The organism is Cryobacterium sp. N19 (assembly GCF_002929595.1).
Classification (GTDB): Bacteria; Actinomycetota; Actinomycetes; order Actinomycetales; family Microbacteriaceae; genus Cryobacterium; species Cryobacterium flavum.
The window spans coordinates 210,688-233,309 of sequence record NZ_PJJR01000052.1; the positions used below are offsets into that span (position 1 = coordinate 210,688).

Annotated in this window: 18 protein-coding genes and 2 tRNA genes; 7 read left to right on the forward strand and 13 right to left on the reverse strand. The window is 62.2% G+C overall.

Annotated elements, in window-relative coordinates:
* The 5 genes from CXY78_RS14550 (at position 1) to pknB (ending at position 7,544) form a co-directional block, all read left to right on the forward strand.
* The gene (locus tag CXY78_RS14550) at positions 1-1,236 is read left to right on the forward strand and encodes a PP2C family serine/threonine-protein phosphatase (protein WP_092338400.1); all 1,236 of its coding nucleotides are present in this window, start codon (positions 1-3) and stop codon (positions 1,234-1,236) included.
* Positions 1,229-2,617 carry an FtsW/RodA/SpoVE family cell cycle protein gene (locus CXY78_RS14555; RefSeq protein ID WP_092338398.1) on the forward strand — a complete coding sequence of 463 codons (1,389 nt, stop codon included), beginning with the start codon at positions 1,229-1,231 and terminating at the stop codon, positions 2,615-2,617. Before CXY78_RS14550 ends, CXY78_RS14555 begins: the two co-directional genes overlap by 8 nt.
* Complete coding sequence (locus CXY78_RS14560) at positions 2,618-4,069, forward strand: penicillin-binding protein 2 (protein WP_092338396.1); 1,452 nt, start codon at positions 2,618-2,620, stop codon at positions 4,067-4,069. It abuts the gene before it with no gap.
* Positions 4,066-5,772 (forward strand): protein kinase, encoded by a 1,707-nt coding sequence (locus CXY78_RS14565; protein ID WP_104089977.1) that lies wholly within the window; start codon positions 4,066-4,068, stop codon positions 5,770-5,772. The genes CXY78_RS14560 and CXY78_RS14565 overlap by 4 nt, the downstream gene beginning before the upstream one ends.
* Positions 5,773-5,849: 77 nt before the next feature.
* Positions 5,850-7,544 carry a Stk1 family PASTA domain-containing Ser/Thr kinase gene (gene pknB, locus CXY78_RS14570; protein WP_104089979.1) on the forward strand — a complete coding sequence of 565 codons (1,695 nt, stop codon included), beginning with the start codon at positions 5,850-5,852 and terminating at the stop codon, positions 7,542-7,544.
* A gap of 51 nt (positions 7,545-7,595) precedes the next feature.
* Here pknB and CXY78_RS14575 read toward each other — a convergent pair whose 3' ends face one another.
* Positions 7,596-8,234 carry an aminodeoxychorismate/anthranilate synthase component II gene (locus CXY78_RS14575; RefSeq protein ID WP_092338390.1) on the reverse strand — a complete coding sequence of 213 codons (639 nt, stop codon included), beginning with the start codon at positions 8,232-8,234 and terminating at the stop codon, positions 7,596-7,598.
* 167 nt (positions 8,235-8,401) lie between these two features.
* Complete coding sequence (locus CXY78_RS14580; RefSeq protein WP_233206200.1) at positions 8,402-9,238, reverse strand: class E sortase; 837 nt, start codon at positions 9,236-9,238, stop codon at positions 8,402-8,404.
* Positions 9,239-9,318: 80 nt separating this feature from the next.
* On the opposite strand from CXY78_RS14580, the gene CXY78_RS14585 reads away from it, so the two are divergent.
* Complete coding sequence (locus tag CXY78_RS14585) at positions 9,319-9,564, forward strand: cell division protein CrgA (RefSeq protein WP_092338388.1); 246 nt, start codon at positions 9,319-9,321, stop codon at positions 9,562-9,564.
* A gap of 152 nt (positions 9,565-9,716) precedes the next feature.
* On the opposite strand, the gene CXY78_RS14590 is transcribed toward CXY78_RS14585, so the two are convergent.
* Together CXY78_RS14590 and CXY78_RS14595 are read right to left on the reverse strand one after the other, a co-directional pair.
* The gene (locus CXY78_RS14590; protein WP_104089980.1) at positions 9,717-10,550 is read right to left on the reverse strand and encodes a rhomboid family intramembrane serine protease; all 834 of its coding nucleotides are present in this window, start codon (positions 10,548-10,550) and stop codon (positions 9,717-9,719) included.
* A gap of 20 nt (positions 10,551-10,570) precedes the next feature.
* A complete protein-coding gene (locus CXY78_RS14595; protein ID WP_092338384.1) occupies positions 10,571-11,110 on the reverse strand; it encodes a peptidylprolyl isomerase in 540 nt (179 codons plus the stop codon).
* 152 nt (positions 11,111-11,262) lie between these two features.
* Here CXY78_RS14595 and CXY78_RS14600 point away from each other — a divergent pair, with 152 nt between their 5' ends.
* Positions 11,263-11,790, forward strand: coding sequence for a hypothetical protein (locus CXY78_RS14600; RefSeq protein ID WP_092338382.1), 528 nt, complete (start codon positions 11,263-11,265; stop codon positions 11,788-11,790).
* A gap of 223 nt (positions 11,791-12,013) precedes the next feature.
* Here the strand turns inward: CXY78_RS14600 and CXY78_RS14605 are convergent.
* The 9 genes from CXY78_RS14605 to dnaA all read right to left on the reverse strand — a co-directional run bounded on the left by CXY78_RS14605 (position 12,014) and on the right by dnaA (position 22,305).
* Positions 12,014-12,086, reverse strand: a tRNA-Ala gene (locus CXY78_RS14605).
* Between the two features lie 68 nt (positions 12,087-12,154).
* Positions 12,155-12,228, reverse strand: a tRNA-Ile gene (locus CXY78_RS14610).
* A 135-nt stretch (positions 12,229-12,363) separates the two neighbouring features.
* Complete coding sequence (locus CXY78_RS14615) at positions 12,364-12,768, reverse strand: DUF3566 domain-containing protein (protein WP_092338380.1); 405 nt, start codon at positions 12,766-12,768, stop codon at positions 12,364-12,366.
* Positions 12,761-15,325, reverse strand: a complete 2,565-nt coding sequence (gene gyrA / locus CXY78_RS14620) for a DNA gyrase subunit A (protein ID WP_233197288.1) — start codon at positions 15,323-15,325, stop codon at positions 12,761-12,763. Before gyrA ends, CXY78_RS14615 begins: the two co-directional genes overlap by 8 nt.
* A gap of 67 nt (positions 15,326-15,392) precedes the next feature.
* Positions 15,393-17,411: a DNA topoisomerase (ATP-hydrolyzing) subunit B gene (gene gyrB / locus CXY78_RS14625; RefSeq protein WP_104089982.1), complete on the reverse strand. Its 2,019-nt coding sequence runs from the start codon at positions 17,409-17,411 to the stop codon at positions 15,393-15,395.
* 121 nt (positions 17,412-17,532) lie between these two features.
* A complete protein-coding gene (locus CXY78_RS14630) occupies positions 17,533-18,090 on the reverse strand; it encodes a DUF721 domain-containing protein (protein WP_233206201.1) in 558 nt (185 codons plus the stop codon).
* Positions 18,065-19,231 (reverse strand): DNA replication/repair protein RecF, encoded by a 1,167-nt coding sequence (gene recF, locus CXY78_RS14635; RefSeq protein ID WP_092338372.1) that lies wholly within the window; start codon positions 19,229-19,231, stop codon positions 18,065-18,067. The genes CXY78_RS14630 and recF overlap by 26 nt, the downstream gene beginning before the upstream one ends.
* Positions 19,232-19,236: 5 nt before the next feature.
* Positions 19,237-20,394 carry a DNA polymerase III subunit beta gene (dnaN, locus tag CXY78_RS14640; RefSeq protein WP_092338370.1) on the reverse strand — a complete coding sequence of 386 codons (1,158 nt, stop codon included), beginning with the start codon at positions 20,392-20,394 and terminating at the stop codon, positions 19,237-19,239.
* A 492-nt stretch (positions 20,395-20,886) separates the two neighbouring features.
* Positions 20,887-22,305 carry a chromosomal replication initiator protein DnaA gene (gene dnaA / locus CXY78_RS14645; protein WP_092338368.1) on the reverse strand — a complete coding sequence of 473 codons (1,419 nt, stop codon included), beginning with the start codon at positions 22,303-22,305 and terminating at the stop codon, positions 20,887-20,889.
* Between the last annotated feature and the right edge of the window lie 317 nt (positions 22,306-22,622).

Below are 22,622 nucleotides of genomic sequence, written 5' to 3' on the forward strand. Positions count from 1 at the left end.
ATGGCGACGGTCAGTCATAGCGCAGCCGCGTCTCACGTCGGCAAGATTCGCTCCAACAACCAGGACTCCGGGTACGCCGGTCGCAGCCTGTTTGTGGTCGCCGACGGCATGGGTGGCCACGCCGGCGGCGACGTCGCGTCGTCGATCGCCACCAAACGCATCATCGAGGCCGACAAGCACTATGCGAGCGCGCAGGACGCCGAATTCGCTCTGCAGGCCGCCCTGATCGGTGCCAACGCCCAGCTGGCCGAGACGGTCTTCGAACACGCCGAACTCACCGGCATGGGCACGACGGTCAGTGCCATCGTGGTGCTCGAGAACGAGGTGGCAATCGCCCACATCGGCGACTCGCGCATCTACCTGCTGCGCGAGCGTGAACTCTCCCAGATCACCATCGACCACACCTTCGTGCAGCGCCTCGTTGACAGCGGGCGCATCACCGAGGCCGAGGCCATGGTGCATCCGCGCCGCTCTGTGCTCATGCGCGTACTCGGCGATGTCGAGGCGAGTCCCGAAATCGACACTTCGATTCTGGCCACGATCGACGGCGACCGCTGGCTGCTTTGCTCCGACGGCCTCACCGGCGTCGTCTCGCACACCGCCATAGCCTCCGCTCTGGCGAGCGGTGCCAGCGCGCAGGATGTCGCCGACCTGCTGGTCAAGGAGAGCCTCGACGGCGGCGCCCCCGACAACGTCACCGTGGTCATCGTCGACATCGGCGCGGGCGACGGCTCCGCGCGCACAGACAGCCCGGTCATCGTCGGTTCCGCCGCGAATCCGCTCGCCTTCGGTGAGGAACCGGGCCGCAACCGTGCCCTGCGCATCCCGGCCCTGCGCCTGCACCCGGTGCGGGAAACCCACTTCGAGCCCGATTCGCAGGATTACCTGTCCGAACTGATCGAAGAGGATGCCCGCCGCGCGCGCCGCCGCAAGGTCACCTGGCTGGTCGGTGTCATTCTGCTGGTGCTCAGCATCGTCACGACCACGATCATCGGCTACCAGTGGACCCAGACCCGCTACTACGTGGGCGTCGACGGTTCGAACGTCGCCATCTATCAGGGCGTGCAGCAGGACATTGGTCCGATCAAACTGTCCAGCGTCTACGAAGACACCGAGCTGAGCCTGTCCGACCTGCGCGTCTATGACCGCCAGCAGGTGGAGCAGACCATCAATGCCGGTTCACTGGACGACGCCCTGGCCATCATCGAGCGACTGAAGGGGGCCATCGTTGAGTAAGGCATCCGCTCAAACGGCGCGTCCGACGGCAACCGAGCCGGTGCGTCGCCTGCGCCTCCCGCAGAAACTGCGCAACCTCGAACTGTTCCTGCTGCTGATCGCGTGCTTCATCAACGCCAGCGCGGTCGTGCTCGTACAACTCGGTGCCCTCGGCGAGCTGGACCCGACCCTCGTGCTGCTCGGCGCCGGCCTGTCGGCCCTGGTGATCACCCTGCACATTGTGCTGCGCTTTGTCGCCCGCGATGCCGACCCGTTCATCCTGCCGATCGCCACGGTGCTCAATGGCATCGGTATCGCCATGATCTACCGCATCGATATCGCCGACAAACAGGGCGGTTGGGAGAGCGCGGCCGTGCGCCAGACGGTCTGGAGTGCCCTGGCTATTTTCAGTGCCATCGTCGTGCTGCTGGTCATCCGCAACCACCGTGTGCTGTTTCGGTACACCTACATTGCCGGTCTCGTCGGTGTGCTCCTGCTCTTTCTTCCGCTCGTTCCGGGCCTCGGCAAGGAGATCAGCGGCGCCAGGGTGTGGATCAGCTTCGGCAATTTCGGCACCTTCCAGCCCGGTGAGATCGCCAAGATCGCCCTCGCCGTGTTCTTCGCCGGCTATCTCGTGCGCAACCGAGACAGTCTCTCCATGGTCGGCAAAAAGTTTCTCGGCGCCCGGTTTCCCCGCTTTCGCGACCTCGGACCGATTCTCATCGTCTGGGCCCTGTCGATGTCAGTCATCATCTTTCAGCGCGACCTCGGCACCGCCCTGCTCTACTTCGGCCTGTTCCTGGTCATGCTCTACCTCGCCACCGGTCGACTGAGCTGGGTCATCCTGGGCATGGGTCTCTTTCTCGGCGGCGCGCTACTGGCCAGCCAGACCCTGGACTACGTCAACGGCCGGTTCACCAACTGGCTGGATGCTCTGAATCCAGACGTCTACGAGGCGAAGGGGGGCAGCTTTCAGCTGGTGCAGGGCCTGTTCGGCCTCGCCAAGGGTGGGCTGCTCGGCACCGGCTGGGGCCAGGGCCGCCCGGAAATCACTCCGGTACCGCAGAGTGACTACATCATCGCGAGCCTCGGCGAGGAACTCGGGCTCGCCGGGCTGTTCGGCATCCTCGCCCTCTACCTACTGTTCGTGGCTCGGGGCTTCCGCATCGGCTTCGCCGGACAGGATGACTTCGGCAAGCTCCTCGCTGTCGGCCTCGCCTTTGTCGTTGCACTGCAGTGCTTCATCGTCATCGGCGGTGTCACCCGGGTCATTCCGCTGACCGGTCTGACCACGCCGTTCCTGGCCGCCGGCGGCTCATCGCTCGTGGCCAACTGGATCATCGCGGCCCTGCTGCTGCGGCTCTCCGACACCGTGCGCAACCAACCCAGGCTGGTGGTCTAAGTGAACCGCGAACTCAAACGCGTCAGCATCGTCGTGATGCTGATGTTCGTCGCCCTGCTCAGCTCGACCTCGGTCGTGCAGGCCTTCCAGGCCGACAATCTGTCGGCCGACCCGCGCAATACCCGCACGCTCTACGACAGCTACCAGGTTGAGCGCGGCGCCATCCTCGTCGCCGGGGAACCGATCGCGCAGTCGATGCCGGCCGACGACGACTACAAATTCTTGCGCACCTATACCAATCCAGAGCTGTACGCACCGATCACCGGGTATATCCCGATCAACGGCGAACCGACCGGCCTCGAGTTCGCCCTCAACGCCGAACTCACCGGGACCTCCAACTCGCAGTTCTTTGACAAGATCAGCGCCCTGGTCACCGGCCAGGACCCGAAGGGCGCAGCCGTCGAGGTCACGATCGATCCGATAGCCCAGCAGGCCGCCTGGGATGCCCTCGGCGATTACACCGGATCGGTCGTCGTCACCGAGCCGGCCACCGGCCGTATCCTGGCCATGGTGTCCAAGCCGAGTTTCAACCCGAACCTGCTCACCGTGCACAACAATGCCGAGGTCACGGCCAGCTACGAAGCGTTGCTGGCCGATCCGAGCGACCCACTGATCGACCGGGCGATCAATTCGCTCAACCCTCCCGGGTCGGTGTTCAAGCTCGTCGTCACCACAGCGGCCCTGGAATCGGGCGACTACACCCCGGAAAGCACCTTTCCCAACGTGGCCGTCTACACGGCGCCCGGCACCACGAGCAAGATCGAAAACTCCAGCGGGGGCACCTGCGGCGCAGGTGACACGGTCACCCTGGCCACAGCGCTCCGGTTGTCCTGCAATATTCCGTTCGCCGAACTCGGCGTCGAACTCGGTGACACCGCTATTCGTGAGACAGCCGAGAAATTCGGCTTCAACAGCAGCTACAGCATTCCCATGAACGTCGCCGGGAGCGTGTATCCGCGTGGGCTCGACGATCCGCAGACCGCGCAGTCGGCGTTCGGCCAGTTCGACGTGCAGGTAACGCCGCTGCAGATGGCCATGGTCAGCGGCGCCATCGCCAACGGCGGCGTCGTAATGGCCCCTAACCTGGTGCAGGAAATTCTCGCGCCCAACCTCAGCGCCATCGAAACCTTCAAACCGGTCGAACTCGGACGGGTGATGAGCGAAGAAACTGCCGCGACGATCACCGCGATGATGATCAACGGCGTTCAGGATGGCGCTGCAAGCAATGCAAGAATAGACGGGGTCGACGTGGCGGGAAAAACAGGCACGGCTCAGAACGGATCAACCGATCCATTCACGTTGTGGTTCACCGGTTTCGCACCGGCGAACGACCCGCAGTATGCCATCACCGTTCTCGTCGAGAACGGCGGGGGAGAAGGACAAACCGGGTTCGGCAACAAACTTGCCGCACCTGTCGCACAGAAAGTACTAGAGGCGGTGCTTAACAAATGAGACCCACAGCAGGCCTCACCTTCGGGGGACGATACGAGCTGCAATCGCGCATTGCGATTGGCGGCATGGGCGAGGTGTGGAAGTCCACCGACCTCGTCATCGGACGCAGCGTCGCCATCAAGATTTTGAAGGACGAGTACCTCGGCGACCCGGGCTTTCTCGAGCGCTTCCGCGCCGAAGCCCGCCACGCCGCTCTCGTCAACCACGAAGGCATCGCGAATGTCTTCGACTACGGCGAAGAAGACGGCAGTGCTTTCCTGGTCATGGAACTCGTGCCCGGCGAAGCCCTGTCCACCATCCTCGAGCGCGAGCACGTGCTGCCGACCGACAAGGTGCTCGACATCGTCGCGCAGACTTCGGCCGCGCTGCACGCTGCCCACGCCGCCGGTCTCGTACACCGCGACATCAAGCCCGGTAACCTGCTGATCACGCCGGAGGGCCGGGTCAAGATCACCGACTTCGGTATCGCCCGCATCGCCGACCAGGTTCCGCTCACCGCGACCGGCCAGGTCATGGGCACCGTGCAGTACCTCTCACCCGAGCAGGCCAGCGGACACCCGGCGTCACCGACCACCGACATCTACTCCATCGGCATCGTCGCGTACGAGTCCCTCGCCGGCCGACGTCCTTTCACGGGCGAGTCGCAGGTCGCCATCGCCATGGCACAGATCAATGAGATCGCTCCTGACCTCCCGGTGACCGTCTCCGAGCCGGTGCGCAACCTGGTGTTCGCCTGCCTGGCCAAGAACCCGGCCGACCGGCCGGCGTCGGCTGCCCACCTGGCGCGCGCTGCATCCGCTCTGCGTCGTGGTGACGTGGCCGCGGCTGCCGTGGCCGTGCCATCCGTTCTGGGCGGGCTCAGTGCCACCAGCGCCACCATGCTCATGCCCGGCGCCGGAAACGACCAAGCCACGACCATCCTTCCGGCCACTGGTTCCCCCATCACCCGGGCATCCGCTGCAGCAGCCGCCGAAGCGGAGAAGAAGAAACGCAGCAAGTGGACCTGGCCACTCATCGCCCTCGTCGCCCTGCTCGTAATCGTGCTCACCGGCACGCTCATCGCGCTGTTCACCCAGAACAACGAGACGCCGGTGCCGGCAGCGACGTCGGCGACACCCTCGACCACGCCCAAGCCGTCTCCCACACCGACTCCGAGCCCGACACCCACTCCGACCCCCACCAACACCTCGGTCAATCCCGACGACTTCGTCGGCAAGCCAAGCGCCGAAGCCGCAGCTTTGCTCGTCGACATGGGCTTCGTGGCTGACATCGCCACGGGCAATGCCGCCGAGACCAGTGACAACGTCGACAAGGTCTACCGGGTGAACCCCACCGGTCCGGTTCCGGCTGGCACCACCGTGGTCCTCACCGTTTATGGCCCGGTGGCAACGCCGAGCACGCCGACGTCGGCCCCGACGGCGACGCCCTCGCCTGCGGCCCCCGCCGGTACGGTCACGGTCAGCTGGAACGCGCAGACCTGCCCGGCCGGCCAGACCCTGGCCGGTTACGAAATCGCCACCGAGGGCGGTGCCGCCGTCATCACGTCGGCGAACCCGACCAACGCGGAAACGACGACGGGCACCATCACCGCTGGAACCGAGAATTTCAAGGTCAAGTTCCGCTACTTCTGTGGTCAGGTCAGCTCCGAGTTCTCGCCCACGGTCGATGTGAAAGTCACGGGCGACCCAGCTGTCACGGAGTAACTCCCTCATGCCGTGCGGTAAAGTAGCGCTCACTGTGTCCGTCCCGAATACAGTGTCTGATTGTGGGGAGTGCTGTAGTGCCTGACTCTGGTCGTTTGATCGCGGGTCGCTATCGCGTCGGCACCCTGCTCGGCCGTGGCGGTATGTCCGACGTGCACATCGGCACCGATTCCCGGCTCGGCCGCACGGTGGCGATCAAGCTGCTGAAGTCGACCCTTGCGGCTGACCCGGCCTTTCGCACCCGCTTCCGTCAGGAGGCCCAGGCCGCAGCCCGCATGGCTCACCCGACGATCGTGCGCGTGTTCGACGCCGGCGAAGAGACCGTCACCGATGAGTCCGGCCACGACTCGCAGATTCCGTTCATCGTCATGGAACACGTCGACGGTCGGCTGCTCAAGGACATCATTGGGGAAGGTCCGATCGATTCCATCGAGGCCGTGCGCATCATCGACGGGGTACTGACCGCCCTAGAGTACTCACACCGGGCTGGAGTCGTACACCGCGACATCAAGCCGGGCAACATCATGATCACCAAGTCCGGCCAGGTGAAGGTGATGGACTTCGGTATCGCCCGAGCTATCTCCGACTCCGCCACGACCGTGGCCCAAACCACCGCGATCCTCGGAACCGCCGCCTATTTCTCCCCCGAGCAGGCCAAGGGCGAGTCCGTCGATGCACGCACCGACCTGTACTCGACCGGTGTGGTGCTGTTCGAAATGCTCACCGGCCGCCCGCCGTTCCGCGGTGATACGCCCGTGGCCGTCGCTTACCAGCACGTCAGTGAGACGCCGGTCAAGCCGTCCGCGATCAACCCCCGCGTGTCTCCGGCCCTCGATTCGGTCGTGCTGCACGCCCTGGCCAAGGACCGTTTTGCTCGCTACCAGAGCGCCGTCGAGTTCCGCAACGATGTCGAGACCGCCGGGTCCGGCCAGATCCCCATCCATCATGCCGGCGAAGAGGTCGGCGCCGGACTGTTCGGCGCAGCACCCACCGCCATCACCGGCTCGGCCCTGGCCCTCAAACAGCTCTCCGAAGACCAGACCATGGTGCGCACGCAGCGTCGCCCTCCCGTGATCTGGGTCTGGGCCGGAATCGTCTGCGTCGTCGTTATTGTCGTGGCTGTCATGATCTGGGTGGCGAATCTGCAACCCTCGGTGGAACTGCCCGACAGCTCACGCGAGGTGCCCTCGCTCACCGGCGAGACCTACGATGATGCCCAGAACACCCTCCTCGACCTGGATCTCGCGGCCACCCGTGCCGAAGAGTCGAGCACCACGGTACCCGCCGATCAGGTCATTCGCACAGACCCGCCAGCCGGCACCATCGTCAACCCGTCCGACGTGATCAAGGTCTTCGTTTCGACCGGTCCGGTGCCCGTCGTCGTCCCCGATGTCACCAACCAGACGATAACGGATGCCCAAGCCGCGATCGAAGCGCTCGGTTTCGTCTCCGGGTCGGTCACCGCTGAGAACTCGCCGACCGTGGCCACCGACGTCGTCCTGCGCACCGACCCGGCAGCGGCATCCGCGCAATTCGCCGGGGACACGATCAACTACATCGTGTCGAGCGGACTGGTCACGTTGACGGATCTCACCGGTCAGTCACTCGTCGCCGCGATCGATCTGGTCAGCAGCAATGGCCTCGAGCCCGTCTCCAAGCCCGATCCCACCTGCGCCCAAGAGTCCGGTTCCCCGATCAAGGCGCAGTCCCTGGCGCCGGGCGATGTCCCCCAGCGCTCGGACATCACGCTCACCTATTGCTCCGGCTCCTAGCCCCCTCCCGCTCCTGCTGGACGGGGCCTGGGCCCCGTGCAGAAGGAGACGTCAGGTGAGGCGCAGCAGGGGATGCAGGGACTTTGCGGTCTCCTGGGCGCCCGCGAGGCCGGTCAGGGCCAGCCAGTTGCCGAGCATGCGGTATCCGCCCTCGGTCAGCACCGATTCCGGGTGAAATTGCACACCGAGAATGGGAGCGGATGCGTGGCGTAGCCCCATGATGACGCCGCCCTGCGTGCGTGACGTCACCACGAGGTCGCTCGGAACGGTCGACGCGACGACGGCGAGCGAGTGGTACCGGGTGGCCGTGAACGGCTGGGGCACACCCTCATAGAAGTCGCTGCCGTCGTGCGTGATGAGCGACGTCTTGCCGTGCATGAGCTCTTCAGCGTTGGTCACCGTAGCTCCGAAGGCCTCAGCGATGGCCTGGTGCCCGAGGCACACGCCAAAAAGCGGAAGTTCGGCCTCGAGTGCCGCCTCGACCACGGCAATGGACACACCAGCATCTGACGGCTTGCCCGGACCAGGTGAGATCAGAACGCCGTCGTAGTCGGAAATGCGGGAGGCGGCATCCGCTTTGTCAAAAGAGTCGTTGCGCACGACATCGGTCTCAGCGCCGAGCTCCATGAGGTACCCATTGAGGGTGTACACAAAGCTGTCGTAGTTGTCGATCACGAGAATACGGGTCATGGGCCGCCCACCGTCGCTTCCTGGTTGTTGAGAATGCCGTCGATCCAGGGATACACCCAGGTGGCAAGCACGGCGAGTACCGCCAGTAACAGGATCAGAACCAAAATGATGCGCACCCAGATTGGCCCGGGAAGAATGCGCCACAGTGCTGCGTAGATGGGAGCCTCCTAGCCCTGGGCTGCGATGATCGGTGCGAGTTCGGCCGGTGCGCCGGCCGAAAGCGGCTGCCACGACTCGAACACGCCGTAGGCGATGATGCGTTCCGCGGTGGAATACAACGGATTACAGCTGGTCAGGGTGATGATCCGGTCGACAGCAGTGGCGTCGGGATTATTCGGAACGGATGCCAGCACCTGCACCTGAGAGGGCGCCACGTACTCGGTATCGCGATACCGGTAGGTGTAATAGCCGTCGGCGGTCTGCACATAGATGGCGTCACCGAGCTGAAGTTCGTTGATCAAATGCATGCCGCCGCCGAAGGCGCTGCGGTGGGCGGCGATGGCGAAATTGCCCACCCCACCGGGCATCTGAGTGCCGTCGTAGTGCCCGATTCCCAGGCGGTTGCTGTTTAGAACGTCGTGGCCAGTGCCCTCAGCAATGGTGCGGTTATAGTCAGCGCCGAACCGTGGCACATACAACACGGCGAATGCCTGGGCATTGGCCGGAGCGGTAGCCACCATTGGTGCTCCGTAGTCAACCGGTGCAGGTTCTGCACTCGGTTCTGCCGGGTCAGTCGTTGGCACCGGGTCAGTCGTTGGCACCGGTTCGGGCGTCGACGTGTCCTGTTGGATCCAGTCCTGGCTGATCTGACTGGCAGCATCGGACTGCGAGTTGGCCATGATCATGTCATTCCACCAAAGCTGCCAGCCCAAAAACAGCAACACGAGTGCGCCCGCAGTGATGAGCAGTTCGCCGAGCACGCCGAGCACGCTAATTTTGCCTGATTTCGCCCGGCGCGGGCGCTTGGTGACGATCTCGGTGGGATCGTCGGCCTGGGGACACATACTGCGAGTCTACCGACCTGAACGTGTACCAGACCTCGCGTCAAATCCACTCAAACAGGCGAAGACGCTAGGATCGCAGAATGGCACGTAAGAATCCCCGCACCCGGCCCGCCCGCACCGACGTTGCCCGCTCGAACGAGGACGCGCCCAATGCCGTCTGGTTCAAGCCGGTCATGTTCGGTTTCATGCTCCTCGGCCTGGCCTGGATCATCGTGTTCTACGTCAGCGGCAGCCAGCTTCCCATTGCGGGGCTTGGCGCCATGAACATTCTGGTCGGCTTCGGGATCGCCTTCATCGGCTTCCTGATGACCACGCGCTGGCGTTAGTCCGGCGACCCTGCACCAACTGTTCGGCCAATGAACGTTGATCCGTTACCGCTGCGTCACCACGGCGTAATAACAAGGGTAATGACACGGGTGTAATTATCCCCATGTGGATAGACCTGTGGATAACTCGCCCTCGCGCAGCGCTCGGTCGGTTAACTCACGAAGAAGCGCGCGAAGCTCAGCAGCACCAACAGGGCGGCGAACGCGCCGATCAGCCCCACCTGCAGGGGCTTCTGACGGATGCGCCGGGTCTGCACGAAGATGAGGCCGAGCACCGCACCGCCGATGATTCCGCCGACGTGCGCCTGCCAGGCAATATTCAGGCCTGGAATGAACCCGATCACGAGGTTGATACCGACCAGCACGAGCAACTGGGTGGCATTGCCGCCGAGTCGGCGTTGAATCACCAGGAACGCGCCCATCAGGCCGAAGATCGCACCGGATGCCCCCACCACGGGAGTGGAGGGATCCGCCAAAAACAGCACCCCGAGTGAACCGGCCAGCGCACTCAGCAGATACAGCGCCAAGTAGCGGCCCCGGCCGAGCAGAGGTTCCAGGAGCTGCCCGAAGATCCACAGCGTGTACATATTCAGCAGCACGTGGAAGATAGAACCGTGTGCGAGGGCGGTGGTGAGCATGCGCCAGGGTTCAAAACTGCCGGGCTGGGAGAAGAAGCCTGCGTAGATCAGCAGGTTGGTGATCTGATTACCGAAAACGAACTGCAGAAGGTACACGACGAGCGTTATTCCAATTATGGAATACGTCACGGCAGGCTTCCCGGCGGTCAGTCGGGTGAGCACCGCCGGTTTGGTGCGGGGTGCGTTCTTGCGCTGTTCCTTCATGCACTCGGGGCAGATGACCCCGACAGCGGCCTGGGTTTGGCATTCGGCGCAGATGGTGCGGCCGCAACGCTGGCACAGAATGAAGCTCTGCCGCCCCGGATGGCGGTAACAAAAATTCGCCGCCGAGGCCGGCAGATCACTCATTTTCTGTGCAGAGGTACTGGTTAGACGTTCTCGACGGAGACGGTCAGAATCTTGACGTCTTCGAGGGGCCGGTCCCGACCGTCGGTAGCGACCGTGGCAAGCTTGGCGACGATCGCGCGGCTGTCTTCGTCTTCAACGGCACCAAAGATGGTGTGCTTGCCCTGCAGCCAGGTGGTCGGAACGACGGTGATGAAGAACTGTGACCCGTTCGTGCCGTGGCCGCCCTGGATTCCCGCGTTGGCCATGGCGAGCACGTACGGCTGGGTGAAGTCGAGGTCGGGGCTGATTTCGTCATCGAACTGGTAGCCGGGGCCACCGGTGCCCTGGCCGAGCGGGTCGCCGGCCTGAATCATGAAGTCCTTGATGATGCGGTGAAAGATCGTGCCGTCGTAGAGCGGCGTGGTGGAGGCGACGCCGGTGGCGGGGTGCTTCCACTCGAGTTCGCCGGTCGCGAGGCCGACGAAGTTCTTGACCGTCTTCGGCGCGTGATTGCCGAAGAGGTTGACCTTGATCGGTCCGAGGGTGGTGTTCAGGGTGGCGACAGCAGTGTGCTTAGACATACCCCGATTCTTGCACAGCTACCTCGACCGAATCTGATTGCCGCCGTGCGCTCCCAGTGCATTCGCTGGCAACTCCGCGATTGAGTGGCAAGATGGGCACTCAGTGGCAAGATAGATACACATTCGCCACACGACATCGATGGAGGGTCCAGATGAGCCTGTCACGCAAGCGCCGCAAGGAACTCACTCGGCTGCGCAAAAGCGCAGACGAACTATGGAGCCACCAGCAAGAAGTACTGGAGCGAGCAAACGTTCTCGCTCGTCAGGCCGGTCACCAGGCCGGTATTCTTGCTCGCGAAGAAGTAGCTCCGCGCGTACGCGAGAGCTATGACCACTACGTTCGCCCGAGCGTGAACGCCACCCAGGAAGCCGCCGACGGCGTGCGCCGGCGCGTCGTCAACGACGTTCTCCCCGGAATCGGTACCGCCATCGGCACGGTCATGTCCGTCGGTGACGTCGCCCGCGACGCCCGAGTGCGCGCTGCATTAGGTCGCCTCCGCCTGCAGAAGCCGGTTGTGGTCGAACCCAAGGGCCCCGGAGCCGGAACCTACTTCGCCCTCGGCCTGGCCGTGGTCGCCGCCGTAGGCGTCGCCTACGCCGTCTGGCAGACCTTCCGTGCCGACGACGAGCTCTGGGTCGCCGACGACGAGGTTGAACCAGCCGCTAGGCAGGAAGACTAGAGCAGACGCTCGTCCGCTCGTGCAGGGCCCGCATCCACCGGATGCGGGCCCTGCCGCGTTAACGGCGGCTGCGGCCGACACGGCCCTGCTGGGAGCCGTACACACGACATCCCAGCGGATGCCCGGCGCCGGCCGATCACGCAGGCAACAGATTCGCGAGCTTAGACATCACGCTCGGGCAAAAAAGAAGGGCCCGTCCGAAGACGGGCCCTTCACCTGCGTGTGGAGCCACGGGGAATCGAACCCCGGACCTCCTGCTTGCAAAGCAGGCGCTCTACCAATTGAGCTATGGCCCCAATTACCCGACCGGCACGGATGGATAAGCCAGCAGAAGCGGGTGAGAAGTGGTGAATCTGGTGCTGCGTGGGGATACCGGGATTTGAACCTGGGACCTCTTCATTATCAGTGAAGCGCTCTAACCAACTGAGCTATATCCCCCTCTTGGGCAGATTAGAGACTACCGGAATCTGGCCGGAACCTGAAATCGAGCCACCCTTCCAGGCGGAAGAATTACCCAAATCGGGCTGCGAGGGCTGTTTTTGGGGAGAAACAGCCCTCGATCGTGCGGAAAAACTAGTTATTCGTGAAGCCGACGAGCAAGCCGCCGGTTATTTTAACACTCAGGTTGTAGAGCACCGCGTAGATGGCACCGAGGGCGGTGATCACAACCATGTTCAGAACCGCCACGACGACCGCGAAGCCCATGACGTTGCCGATGGAAAGGATGGCGGCCAGGTCGGCCGATTCTCCCGCGACGGTCGCGTACAGCTCGTCCACCTTGGTCAGCACCTCGGTCTGCACCAGCACGGTGTAGGTGAAGAAGGTGGCCACGATCGTGACGATAGCCAGGCAGACCGCCACCAGGAATGACAGCTTCACGCTCGACCAGAAGTCGACGTAGACCAGTTTGAGGCGAACCTGCTTGCTCGCGGTCTTGCGAGTGGATTTCTTGGCGAGCTTTTCGGCGACGCTACTCATTCGGTGTCTCTACTTTCCCTGAATCCGCGTTCGGAGCAGTGCCCTCTGCAGCACTGGTGTCGACGGTACCAGCCGTGGCATCGGCATCCGCTGCGCCCTCTTCGTCCGTGGCGACCAGATTACGTTCGATGTTTTTCGCGATGGAAATGATTCGATCTTCATCCGCGAATTTCGCGAACACAACGCCCATCGTGTCCCGGCCCTTGGCTGGAACCTCGGCGACGAATGAGCGTACCACCTTGCCGCTGGCAAGAACCACAAGGACCTCGTCCTCGGGGTTCACAATCAACGAGCCAACCAGATCACCGCGGTCGTCGTTGAGCTTGGCCACCTTGATGCCGAGGCCCCCACGATTCTGCAGGCGGTACTGGTCAGCGGCGGTGCGCTTGGCGTAACCGCCCTCGGTCACCACGAAGACGTAGCCGTCGTCATTGATAACGGATGCGTCCAGCAGGGTGTCCTCGCCGCGAAAGTGCATTCCGATCACGCCCGACGTGCTGCGGCCCATCGGGCGCAGCGCCTCATCGGTGGCAGTGAAGCGAATCGACATGCCCTTGCGAGAGACCAGCAGCAGGTCGGAATCATCTTCGACCAGCAGCGCGGAGACGAGCTCGTCGCCTTCACGTAGCTTGATCGCAATAATGCCGCCGGTGCGGTTGGTGTCGTACTCACTGAGCGCGGTCTTTTTGATCAGGCCGTCGCGGGTGGCGAGGGTCAGATACTGGGCCACCTCGTAGTCGCGAATGTCAAGGATCTGCGCGATTTCTTCACCCGGCTGCAGGGCGAGCAGGTTGGCGACGTGCTGGCCCTTGGCGTCCCGTCCCGATTCCTGCGCCTCATAGGCCTTGGCCCGATAGACCCGGCCGGTGTTGGTGAAGAACAGCAGCCAGTGATGCGTCGTGGTGACGAAGAAGTGTTCGACCACGTCGTCGGCGCGCAGCTGGGCACCCTTGACACCCTTGCCACCACGGTGCTGGTTGCGGTAGTTGTCGCTGCGGGTGCGCTTGATGTAGCCGCCGCGGGTGACGGTGACCACCATCTCCTCTTCGGGAATGAGGTCTTCGATCGACATGTCGCCGTCGAAACCGAACATGATCTCGGTGCGGCGGTCGTCGCCGAACTTGGCGGTGATCTCGGCGAGTTCTTCGCTGATGATCGTGCGCTGGCGCTCGGGGCTGGCCAGGATCGACTTGAACTCAGCGATCTGCAGTTCGAGTTCGGCGGCCTGGTCGATGATCTTCTGACGTTCCAGAGCGGCGAGACGGCGCAGCTGCATGGTGAGAATCGCGTCGGCCTGCAGCTTGTCCACGTCGAGCAGGGCCATCAGGCCTTCGCGGGCGTCGTCGACAGTGTTGGACCGACGGATAAGCGCGATCACCTCGTCGAGTGCGTCCAGCGCCTTGAGGTAGCCGCGCAGGATGTGGGCATCCGCTTCAGCCTTATTCAGGCGGAACTGGGTGCGCCGAACGATGACCTCGATCTGGTGCGCAACCCAGGCCGAGATGAAGCCATCGAGGGAGAGGGTGCGCGGCACGCCGTCGACGATGGCGAGCATGTTGGCGCCGAAGTTCTCCTGCAGCTGGGTGTGCTTGTACAGGTTGTTCAGAACTACCTTGGCAACGGCATCGCGCTTGAGCACGATCACGAGGCGCTGGCCGGTGCGACCACTAGTCTCATCGCGAATGTCCGCGATGCCGGTGATCTTGGCGTCCTTGACCAGGTCGGCGATCTTGATCGCCAGGTTGTCCGGGTTCACCTGGTAGGGCAGCTCGGTGATCACCAGGCAGGTGCGCCCCTGAATCTCTTCGATGCTAACCACGGCCCGCATCGTGATCGAGCCGCGACCGGTGCGGTAGGCATCCTGAATTCCCTTGACGCCGAGGATCTGCGCGCCGGTGGGAAAGTCGGGGCCTTTGATGCGCGCAATTAGCGCTTCGAGCAGTTCTTCGCGGCCGGCGTCGGGGTTGTCGAGGTACCACTGGGCACCAGCAGCAACCTCGCGCAGGTTGTGCGGGGGAATGTTGGTGGCCATACCGACGGCGATACCCACCGAACCGTTGACCAGCAGGTTCGGAAAACGGGCCGGCAACACGGTCGGCTCGAGCGTGCGGCCGTCGTAGTTGTCTTGAAAATCGACGGTGTCTTCGTCGATGTCGCGCACCATCTCGAGGGCGAGCGGGGCCATCTTCGTTTCGGTGTATCGCGGGGCAGCGGCACCATCGTTGCCGGGGGAACCAAAGTTTCCCTGGCCCAGGGCGAGCGGATACCGCAGGCTCCACGGCTGAACGAGGCGCACCAGGGCGTCATAAATGGAAGAGTCACCGTGCGGGTGGAACTGGCCCATCACGTCGCCGACGACGCGGGCGCACTTGGAGAACGCCTTGTCGGGCCGGTAGCCGCCGTCGAACATGGCGTAGATCACACGGCGGTGAACCGGCTTCATGCCGTCACGCACGTCGGGAAGTGCGCGCCCGACGATGACGCTCATCGCGTAGTCGAGGTAGGAGCGCTGCATTTCCAGCTGCAGGTCGACCTGGTCGATCTTGCCGTGCTGCACGAGGTGGGCGGCCTTAGCGGCCGCGGTTGCCGCCGTCTCTTCGGCGTCGGGCTGGCCCGTGGTGTCGTCAGATGTCAAGGAAACGCACGTCCTTCGCGTTTTTCTGGATGAAGTTGCGTCGTGATTCGACGTCTTCACCCATCAGGGTGGAGAAGATTTCGTCGGCGGATGCCGCGTCGTCCAGGGTGACCTGCAGCAGGGTACGGGATTCGGGGGCCATGGTGGTTTCCCACAGCTCCTTGTAGTCCATCTCGCCGAGGCCCTTGTACCGCTGGATTCCGTTGTCCTTCGGGATGCGCTTGCCGGCCGCGGCACCGTCGGCGAGGAGTGCGTCGCGCTCGACGTCGGAGTACACGTACTGGTGCGGCGAGTTGCTCCACTTGAGCCGGTACAGCGGCGGCTGGGCCAGGTACACGTAGCCGAGATCGATCAACGGGCGCATGTAGCGGAACAGCAGGGTCAGCAGCAGGGTGGTGATGTGCTGCCCATCGACGTCGGCGTCGGCCATCAAAACAATCTTGTGGTAACGAACCTTGTCTGGGTTGAACTCTTCACCGATGCCAGCGCCGAACGCGGTGATCATGGCCTGCACCTCGTTGTTGCCGAGGGCACGGTCGAGTCGGGCCTTCTCCACGTTCAGGATCTTGCCGCGCAGCGGCAGAATCGCCTGCGTCTCGGGGTTACGGCCCTGCACGGCTGAACCGCCAGCCGAGTCGCCCTCCACAATGAAAATCTCAGAAATCGACGGGTCTTTGCTCTGGCAGTCCTTGAGCTTGCCCGGCATACCGCCACCCTCGAGCAGTCCCTTGCGGCGCGCGGTTTCACGGGCCTTGCGGGCTGCCATGCGGGCGTTCGAGGCCTGCAGGGATTTGCGGATGATCTCGCGTGCCGGGTTCGGGTTGCGGTTGAACCAGTCGGTGAGCTGGTCGTTGGCGACCTTCTGCACGAACGACTTCGCCTCGGTGTTGCCGAGTTTGGTCTTGGTCTGGCCCTCGAACTGCGGTTCGGCGAGCTTGATCGATACGACCGCGGTCAGTCCCTCACGCACGTCATCGCCGGTGAGGTTGTCATCCTTCTCTTTCAGGATGCCTTTCTCCCGGGCGTACTTGTTCACGAGCGTGGTCAGCGCGGCGCGGAACCCCTCTTCGTGCGTGCCACCCTCGTGGGTGTTGATGGTGTTCGCGTAGGTATGCACACTCTCGGTGTACGCCGTGGTCCACTGCATGGCCACTTCGAGGGCCATCTTGCGCTCGTGATCTTCCCACTCGAACGAGATGATCTCGTCGTTGACCAGGTCGGCCTTCTTGGCACGGTTCAAGTACTCGACGTAGTCGACGAGACCCTGGTCATATTTGAAGGTGTTGCTGATGACTTTGCCGTCGTCGGTGCGGTGGGCTTCACGCTCGTCAGTGAGGGTGAGGCGCAGTCCCTTATTGAGAAAGCCCATCTGCTGAAACCGTGCGCGCAGGGTTTCATAGTCGAACTCGATCGTCTCGAAGGTTTCCGCACTCGGCCAGAAGGTGATGGTCGTGCCGGTTTCGTCGTTGGCCTCGCCCTGCTCGAGGGGAGCATTCGGAACACCGTTGGCGAAACTCTGGCGCCAGATAAACCCCTGGCGACGAACCTCGACTTCGAGGCGGCTCGACAGGGCGTTGACGACGGAGCTTCCGACGCCGTGCAGGCCACCGGAGACGGAGTAGCCGCCTCCGCCGAACTTGCCGCCGGCGTGCAGCACGGTCAGCACGACCTCAACGGTCGACCGACCCTCTGCCTTGTGAATATCGACCGGAATTCCACGGCCGTTGTCTTCGACGCGGATCGCGCCGTCGGCGAGAATGCGAATGTCAATGGTGTCGCAGTGTCCGGCGAGAGCCTCATCGACGGAGTTGTCGACGATCTCATAGACCAGGTGGTGCAGTCCGCGCGGTCCGGTGGATCCGATGTACATTCCGGGTCGCTTGCGAACGGCTTCCAGGCCTTCGAGCACCTGGATATCATCGGCACCGTATTCGTGCTCCGGCTCCCGCTCCGCCACGGCTGGGGATATATCTGGGGACGTGCGTTCGGGCGTCGGTTCAACTGTCATCTGAAATTAGGCTCCTGACCATCGCACGGGCGACCATTCAGTCTACCAAACGGGGGGAGACGAACCGGCCATAATCGCCGTTTGACGCGTTTTGTTCAAGGGGGTGACCTTAATTGTTGGGTCACCCGTAGGTATCGCGCGGACCACGCCCTGGAATTGATCTGGGACCCTTTTTCCAGGACGGAGCGTTGGGCCCTTGGAAACGAATTGATTGAATGCCCGCGTCTGGGTACCGATGCGCAATGTGTTCCATGATCACATTGCGCATCAGTCGCAATTGGGTGGCCCAGGCCGTGGATTCACAGTGCACCGTGAGCACACCGTCATCGATACCGGCCGGGGTCGAATGGTTGGCGGTTTCTTCACCGGCCAGCTCGGTCCAGGACGCCAGAAGTTCGGACTGGGCCAGCGGTGAATTCCAGCCCAACTGCATGGTCAGCGAATTGATCGTGTCACCCAGACCTCGCGGGTCGCGGCCGATCCCGAAGGGAACACTCGAGCCGACTACCGGCGCAATTCGCTTACGGCCGCGTGAGCGTCTGGCGTTGGGATCACCGAAAACACTCTTGAAGCGCAGATAGACCTGCGCTGCTTCACTGGTACCCGATTCCACCGAATCGACGGTCTCAGTTGTTTCACGTGGAACATTTTCTTCAGCCATCGATGACCGCTCCGGCATGAATGTGAATAGTGTGCGCAACGAGGGCGGGCGGAACATCCTCGAGTACCGCGGCGGTAATCAAAACCTGTTCGAACGACCCGATCGCGGCGGCCAACCGGGCCCGACGCTGCAGGTCGAGCTCGGCAAAGACGTCATCGAGAATCAGGACCGGGTCACCGCTGGCTGACTCCTGCCGCAACAGCTGAGCGGATGCGAGTTTCAAGGACAGTGCGAACGACCACGACTCCCCGTGGCTGGCGTAACCCTTGGCCGGCAAGGCATTGAGCATGAAGACCAGATCGTCGCGGTGGGGTCCGGCAAGGGTGATACCCCGCTCCAATTCGCGTTTTCGCAGTCCGACCAGCGCCGTTCGAAAGATATCATTGGTAGACGACTCCACCGAAGCCGCAGATTGCGGGACGCTGGCCGGGAGAACGCCGAGATCGGCATCTTCGTCGGCGCCCAGGATGCTGAGGCTCGCCACCAACGCCGGACCATGATCTTCATTCACGACAGCACGATAGGCCGCCCGCAACGGTTCACCAAGCTGTTGCACGAGTTTGGCGCGCTCGTCGATGATTTCCGAGCCGAACTCCACCAGCCGTTCGTCCCAGATATCGAGTGTGGAGAGTTGGTTGCCGCGCACTCCCGAGGCCCGGGCCGACTTGAGCAGGGTATTGCGTTGTTTGAGCACCCGGTCGTAATCACTGAGCACTGCGGCCAGCCGCGGGCTGCGCAGCACCAACAGCTGATCGAGAAACTTACGACGCCCCGAAGGGTCGCCACGCACCAGGGCCAGGTCTTCCGGAGCAAACACCACACTCGAAAAATAGCGGGGCAGATCGCGGGTCTTGATGACTGACCGGTTGACCTGCGCCCGGTTTTGCCCCGAGCGGTTCAGCTGCACTTCGGCAAGGATATCCCGGCCGTTGTATTCGAGTCGGGCCCGAATAATGCCGGCATCCTGCCCGGAGCGAATCATGGCCTTGTCGGTGGAGACTCGGTGCGATCCGAGCGTGCTGAGAAAGCCGAGCGCTTCGACCAGGTTGGTTTTGCCCTGGCCGTTCCGGCCGACGATGAGGTTCGGGCCCGGAACGAAACCAACCTCGGCGTTCGCATAGTTGCGAAAGTCGGTCAGCGAGAGGTGAGTAACTCGCACCGCTGTTAGCGCAGGAGCAGGTTGGGCTGCAGCAGGTATTTGTAGCTGTCCACTCCGGCCTGCTCGCGCGAAGTCTGGCTGGTGATCAATACCGGCCCGGGCTTATTCGGGTTTTCCGTTTTCGTGAACGAGATGCGCACGAATTCGGAGTGCACGGCGCTGAGCCCGTCCAGGAGAAACTGCGGCTTGAGTGAGACGACGGTCTCGGTGCCGGAGAGAATGGCATCGATGGTTTCCGAAGCCTGGGCCTGCTCGGATCCTACGGCTTCGAGGGTGACGCCGGAGGCGTCGAAAGTGAAGCGCAGCGCGGCTTCACGTTCCAACACGAGCTGCACACGGCGGGTGGCTTCGATCAGGTCCGCCGTGTTCATCACCGCGTAGTTGTCAACGGTGGCCGGGAACAGGCGACGAACGGGAGGAAAATTACCCTTGATCAGCAGCGACGTGACGGTCTTCTTGTTCGCGGTGAACGCGATCAGTTCGCGGTCGTCACTGTTGGTGATAGAAACCGAAATGGTTCCGCTGTGACCGAAAGTCTTACCGACCTCCTGCAGGGTACGGGCCGGCACGAGTGCGGTGATTGTTCCTGCTTCATTGGGGGCGGTGTTGCTGCCCGGATCCCAGTCGATTTCCCGAACCGCGACACGGTACCGGTCGGTGGCTACGAGGCTGAGGCTATTTTCGGTGACCTCGAGTTGCACCCCGGTGATGACTGGGGTGACATCGTCCCGCGAGGCAGCGACGGCAACCTGAGCGACAGCCGCAGCAAATTCCTCAGCCGGTACGAGGCCGGACTGGGTGGTGACCACGGGAATGCTCGGATATTCCTCAACAGGCATGGACAGCAGGGTGAAGCTGGCCGATCCACAGCTGACCTTGATGCGCGAATTTTCCGTGGAAAACCGCACAGGAGCGTTGGGGAGACGGCTGGCGATTTCGGCGAGGAGCCGGCCGGAGACGAGAACTTTTCCGGTCTCTTCAACTTCGGCGACGATCTCGGTCTGGGCAGAGACCTCGTAGTCGAACGACGACAGAATCAAGCCCGTTGCTGTCGCCTCGATGAGTACACCACTCAGAATCGGCAGGGTCGTGCGTTGGGGCAGAAGTTTGACCGCGAAGGAAACTGCTTCGCTGAAGACATCCCGATTGGCCTGAAATCTCACGAAACATTCCTTGCGTTCGACGGGCGGATGGGTGGGCCTCAATGCTAGCTGTTGTCACAGGTCTATTCAGTACCGTGCTGCTCTGAGGGCCCTGGCTCTCAAGGTTGTCGGCTGGATGAAGGTTAAAGAATTCTTGTTAATCTTCTTAACCGTTGTGGAAACTGTGGATAACTCTGTGAAAACCGCTCAGGCATTGGGAACTACACGCTTGTAAGTTGTGGGCGAGCTGTGGAAGTTTGTCATTCGTTTGAGCAAGCGCAACTCGTGGTAATTACAAGTTTCTACAGGCAGGCCTCGAGTTTCTACAGGCGACGACCGGTTGTGTGAGTTAATTCCACAGGGTTATCCACAGGTGTGAAAACTAAAAAAATTTGGGCCCCTCCGGGTCAGAACTCGTACGAGCTTCCGGTGGGGCCGAAATTTTGCTTTGGACAGGCCTACTTGTATCTGTGATCTCGCTTCCGTGAGGGGTCGGTATTTTGCTGCTAGGACCTACTTGTATCGGTGGTCCTGCTTGATGCGATTGGTGAGCTCGGTCACTTGGTTATAGATCGACCGACGCTCCTTCATGAGTTCGCTGATCTTCTTATTCGCGTACATCACCGTGGTGTGGTCCCGGTTACCGAAAAGCTGACCGATCTTGGGGAGGGAGAGGTTGGTGAGCTCACGACACAGGTACATGGCGATTTGGCGAGCAGTGGCAATCGCTTGCGAGCGGCTCGACCCGTATAGGTCGTCGACGGATAGTTTGAAGTAGTTGGCCGTGTTCGTAATGATGTCGACCGGGGCGATGACGTTGTCCTCATCCAGAGTGATGAGGTCTTTCAACACCGTCTGCACCAGGTCCATGTCCACCGGCGTGCGATTGAGGCTCGCAAAGGCGGTGACCCGAATCAATGTTCCTTCCAACTCGCGAATATTGGAGGAAACCTTTGACGCCATGAACTCGAGAATGTCGTGGGGAACCTGCAGCTTCTCGCTCTGGGCCTTCTTGCGCAGAATAGCGATGCGGGTTTCGAGGTCGGGTGCCTGGACATCCGTGATCAGGCCCCACTCAAATCGACTGCGCATGCGGTCTTCGAAGCCGGTCAGATGCTTCGGCGGCAGGTCGCTCGTGATCACCACCTGCTTGTTATGGTCGTGGAGCGTGTTGAAGGTGTGAAAAAAGGCTTCCTGGGTTTCAGCTTTGTTCTGCAGAAACTGAATGTCATCAATCATGAGGATGTCGATGTTGCGATATCGGGCCTGAAATGCCGAGCCTCGGTTGTTCGCGATCGAATTAATGAAGTCGTTGGTGAACTCTTCGGAGCTGACATAACGTACGCGGATGCCCGGGTACAGACTCATGGCGTAGTGACCGATCGCGTGCAGCAGGTGAGTTTTGCCGAGCCCCGATGATCCATAGATGAAGAGAGGGTTGTAGGCCTTCGCCGGAGCTTCGGCCACGGCCACGGCAGCCGCGTGCGCGAATCGGTTGGACTGGCCGATCACAAAGTTGTCGAAACTGTATTTGGGGTTGAGTCGGGTCTCGTGCGGCTGCGCCGGAACGGCACCTTCGAATACCGATTGCGGCGGGGCGGGGGTGATGACATCGGGTGGGGTCAGTGTCTGTTGCACCGGGCGCAGGGATTCCTGCTCGAGCTCCGGGTTGACGACCACATAGAAGGTCGACACCGCAGTGGCTTCGTCGAGCTGACCCATCGCGGTCAGCAGGGGAACCCGCATCCGCTGATTGAGCATGCTGGCCGTGAACTCGTTCGGCACTTCGAGATAGAAGGTACCGGCGGCGATGCCCTTCGGCTCGACCAGACTGAGGAACCCGTAGAGCATGGGGGTGATCGTGGCGTCGGATTCCAACGTGGTCAGAACGGACCGCCAGGTTTCAGCTATCGGCGCTTCTACGTCTGCCATTGTTCCTACAATCTGTGTATTTCGGGTGTTTCACTACTGGACCGCGGCGGACGGGTGCGGGGCCGCTGTTGAACACCGGCAAGCCGCCGTCAGTTGGCCCGCACTGCGGGCGTTTTGGGGCCTGGTTCGAAATCTGGGTTCGAGTTCATCATTAAAGTTATCCACCGCTTGTGTATAAAACCGACCTAATTCTCAGGTTGATGCCACCAACCTGTGGATAACTTGTCTTTACGGTAGTCAATCCCGCTCAGCGAGGCGAATTCAGCGGTGAATCGGCTTCTCCGGTTGGTATCTGTGTTGGAGTCATTATTGTGGAG

Coding starts and splice junctions, on each gene's coding strand:
- CXY78_RS14550 (WP_092338400.1), top strand. CDS start 1: ATGGCGACGGTCAGTCATAGCGCAGCCGCGTCTCACGTCGGCAAGATT.
- CXY78_RS14565 (WP_104089977.1), top strand. CDS start 4,066: ATGAGACCCACAGCAGGCCTCACCTTCGGGGGACGATACGAGCTGCAA.
- CXY78_RS14575 (WP_092338390.1), bottom strand. CDS start 8,234: ATGACCCGTATTCTCGTGATCGACAACTACGACAGCTTTGTGTACACC.
- CXY78_RS14580 (WP_233206200.1), bottom strand. CDS start 9,238: ATGTGTCCCCAGGCCGACGATCCCACCGAGATCGTCACCAAGCGCCCG.
- CXY78_RS14585 (WP_092338388.1), top strand. CDS start 9,319: ATGGCACGTAAGAATCCCCGCACCCGGCCCGCCCGCACCGACGTTGCC.
- CXY78_RS14590 (WP_104089980.1), bottom strand. CDS start 10,550: ATGAGTGATCTGCCGGCCTCGGCGGCGAATTTTTGTTACCGCCATCCG.
- CXY78_RS14595 (WP_092338384.1), bottom strand. CDS start 11,110: ATGTCTAAGCACACTGCTGTCGCCACCCTGAACACCACCCTCGGACCG.
- CXY78_RS14600 (WP_092338382.1), top strand. CDS start 11,263: ATGAGCCTGTCACGCAAGCGCCGCAAGGAACTCACTCGGCTGCGCAAA.
- CXY78_RS14615 (WP_092338380.1), bottom strand. CDS start 12,768: ATGAGTAGCGTCGCCGAAAAGCTCGCCAAGAAATCCACTCGCAAGACC.
- gyrB (WP_104089982.1), bottom strand. CDS start 17,411: ATGACAGTTGAACCGACGCCCGAACGCACGTCCCCAGATATATCCCCA.
- CXY78_RS14630 (WP_233206201.1), bottom strand. CDS start 18,090: ATGCCGGAGCGGTCATCGATGGCTGAAGAAAATGTTCCACGTGAAACA.
- dnaA (WP_092338368.1), bottom strand. CDS start 22,305: ATGGCAGACGTAGAAGCGCCGATAGCTGAAACCTGGCGGTCCGTTCTG.